The organism is Aeromonas sp. R1-1 (assembly GCF_040908495.1).
In the GTDB taxonomy this organism is placed as follows: Bacteria; Pseudomonadota; Gammaproteobacteria; order Enterobacterales; family Aeromonadaceae; genus Aeromonas; species Aeromonas veronii.
In genome coordinates this window covers 1-1,940 of the sequence record NZ_JBFODV010000059.1, presented here as the reverse complement: position 1 = coordinate 1,940, position 1,940 = coordinate 1, and the positions used below count along the sequence as shown (strand labels likewise).

The window sequence follows — 1,940 nt, the reverse complement described above, 5'->3', positions numbered from 1 at the left end:
TTGAAATACAGAACCCCCGATGCGGTACATAGGGGGTTCTGAGTAGAGAAATGCTAGTTGAAAATGTGTAAACCTATTTCAGGACTAGACAAAGGCCTCAGTCAGGCCAGCGGACGGGTCATCAGCGAGTGCCAAATACCACAATGGTCTTGCCGTGAGCAGAGATGAGCTCCTGCTCTTCCAGCATCTTCAGGATGCGGCCCACGGTTTCACGAGAGCAGCCGACGATCTGGCCGATCTCCTGACGGGTGATCTTGATCTGCATGCCATCCGGGTGGGTCATGGCATCCGGCTGTTTGGCCAGGTTGAGCAGGGTCTGGGCGATCCGGCCGGTTACATCCAGGAAGGCGAGGTTACCCACTTTCTGGCTGGTGTGTTGCAGGCGCTTGGCCATCTGGCCAGAGAGACGCATCAGAATGTCCGGGTTGACCTGGATCAGCTGGCGGAACTTCTTGTAGGAGATCTCTGCCACTTCGCAAGAGCCTTTCGCGCGAACCCAAGCGGAGCGCTCGGGGTTCTCGTTCTCCTCGAACATCCCCATCTCGCCCAGGAAATCGCCCTGGTTCAGATAGGAGAGGATCATCTCTTTGCCCTCATCGTCCTTGATCAAGACGGCCACAGTGCCTTTGACGATGTAGTAGAGGGTCTCCGCTTTTTCACCCGCATGGATCAGGGTGCTCTTGGCGGGATACTTATGAATGTGGCAGTGCGACAAGAACCATTCCAGGGTGGGATCGCTTTGCGGTTTGCCAATGACCATGAGAATTCCTCTGTAGTGTCTTTTTATGGACTTGTGCGTCCGGGCAAGCTGCCAATCTTGCCATTCCTTGTATTGGTCGCAGTAGGATAAGAGCCTTTGCCTGTGCTGACAAGGCTTTGCGGGCTTTTGACAGAGCCCTTTGAGTAATGCCTGCTGCGCCGCTCCGGCCATTCTAGGGAAGATAGAGGTCGGAGATGTTGATTTTGATCTATTTCCATCCCAACTCCCCCTGTTCGGCAGAGATAAGCGACTGGGTTATGCTAGGGATCCATCATCATGATTAACAGGAGAGAGTGCGAGATGAAAGCCAAGGTCAGCTGGGTGGAAGGGATGAAGTTTGTGGGTGAGAGTGAATCCGGTCACAAGGTGATCCTGGATGGTGCCAACCCCGGTGAGGGGGCCAGCCCGATGGAGGTGATCCTGCTGGCGGTCGGTGGCTGCAGCTCCATTGATGTGGTCTCCATCCTCGAAAAAGCGCGCCAGTCTGTGACCGCATGCCATGTCGATGTCAGTGGCGAACGGGTCGATAGTGTGCCCCGGGTTTTCGAGAAGATTAATCTGCACTTCGTGGTGACAGGCAAGGGATTGGCAGAGAAACAGGTGGCCAGAGCGGTCGATCTGTCGATGGAAAAATACTGTTCTGTTTCCCTGATGTTGGAAAAAGCGGTACAAATTACCCATAGTTATCAAATTGTTGAAGCTTGATAACGATAGTTTCGTTGGTACCCTGGCATAAGGCCGTTACGTAAGGCCACTGCACAAGGCCATGACATAAAGCCATTACATAAGGAAAGTGCAATGAAAAAATTGATCGCTCTGCTTCCCCTTTTGGGCCTGGCGGCGTGCAGCAGCCCGCAACCTACCCAGTATCAATACAGCCAATACCAGTGTGGCGAAGAGATGCTGGCCGTTACCTATGATGCCCAGGCTGACATGGTGCAGTTCCCCTATGCCGGGGTTTACCACAAGCTGGCGCGCGTTGAGTCTGAATCTGGCGCCAAATATTCCGACAGCGTCACCACTTTCTGGAATCAGGACAAACAAGCTCTCCTCACCCAGAAAGGGGTCACACTGCTGACCTGTACGCTTAAATAAGGCTATGTCCCAATTACGTGTTGCATGGGGCGCCCCAGCGCCTCATGCAAACATGCTTTGATATTCACCCCCCTCCCGTAACGCT

Annotated in this window: 3 protein-coding genes; 2 read left to right on the top strand and 1 reads right to left on the bottom strand. The window is 53.6% G+C overall.

Annotation, left to right across the window (positions count from 1 at the left end):
• Window positions 1-121 precede the first annotated feature (121 nt).
• The gene (crp, locus tag AB5Y92_RS03490) at window positions 122-760 is read right to left on the bottom strand and encodes a cAMP-activated global transcriptional regulator CRP (protein WP_005335304.1); all 639 of its coding nucleotides are present in this window, start codon (window positions 758-760) and stop codon (window positions 122-124) included.
• Between the two features lie 300 nt (window positions 761-1,060).
• Between crp and AB5Y92_RS03485 the strand changes: the two genes are divergently transcribed.
• Together AB5Y92_RS03485 and AB5Y92_RS03480 are read left to right on the top strand one after the other, a co-directional pair.
• On the top strand, window positions 1,061-1,465 hold the full coding sequence (locus tag AB5Y92_RS03485; protein ID WP_144714553.1) for an OsmC family protein: 405 nt from the start codon (window positions 1,061-1,063) through the stop codon (window positions 1,463-1,465).
• Window positions 1,466-1,558: 93 nt separating this feature from the next.
• A complete protein-coding gene (locus AB5Y92_RS03480; RefSeq protein WP_040067985.1) occupies window positions 1,559-1,855 on the top strand; it encodes an MliC family protein in 297 nt (98 codons plus the stop codon).
• Window positions 1,856-1,940 lie beyond the last annotated feature (85 nt).

What these genes read in the sequence shown, in the direction of transcription:
- AB5Y92_RS03480 (WP_040067985.1), top strand. Translation starts at nt 1,559, where the DNA reads ATGAAAAAATTGATCGCTCTGCTTCCCCTTTTGGGCCTGGCGGCGTGC.
- AB5Y92_RS03485 (WP_144714553.1), top strand. Translation starts at nt 1,061, where the DNA reads ATGAAAGCCAAGGTCAGCTGGGTGGAAGGGATGAAGTTTGTGGGTGAG.
- crp (WP_005335304.1), bottom strand. Translation starts at nt 760, where the DNA reads ATGGTCATTGGCAAACCGCAAAGCGATCCCACCCTGGAATGGTTCTTG.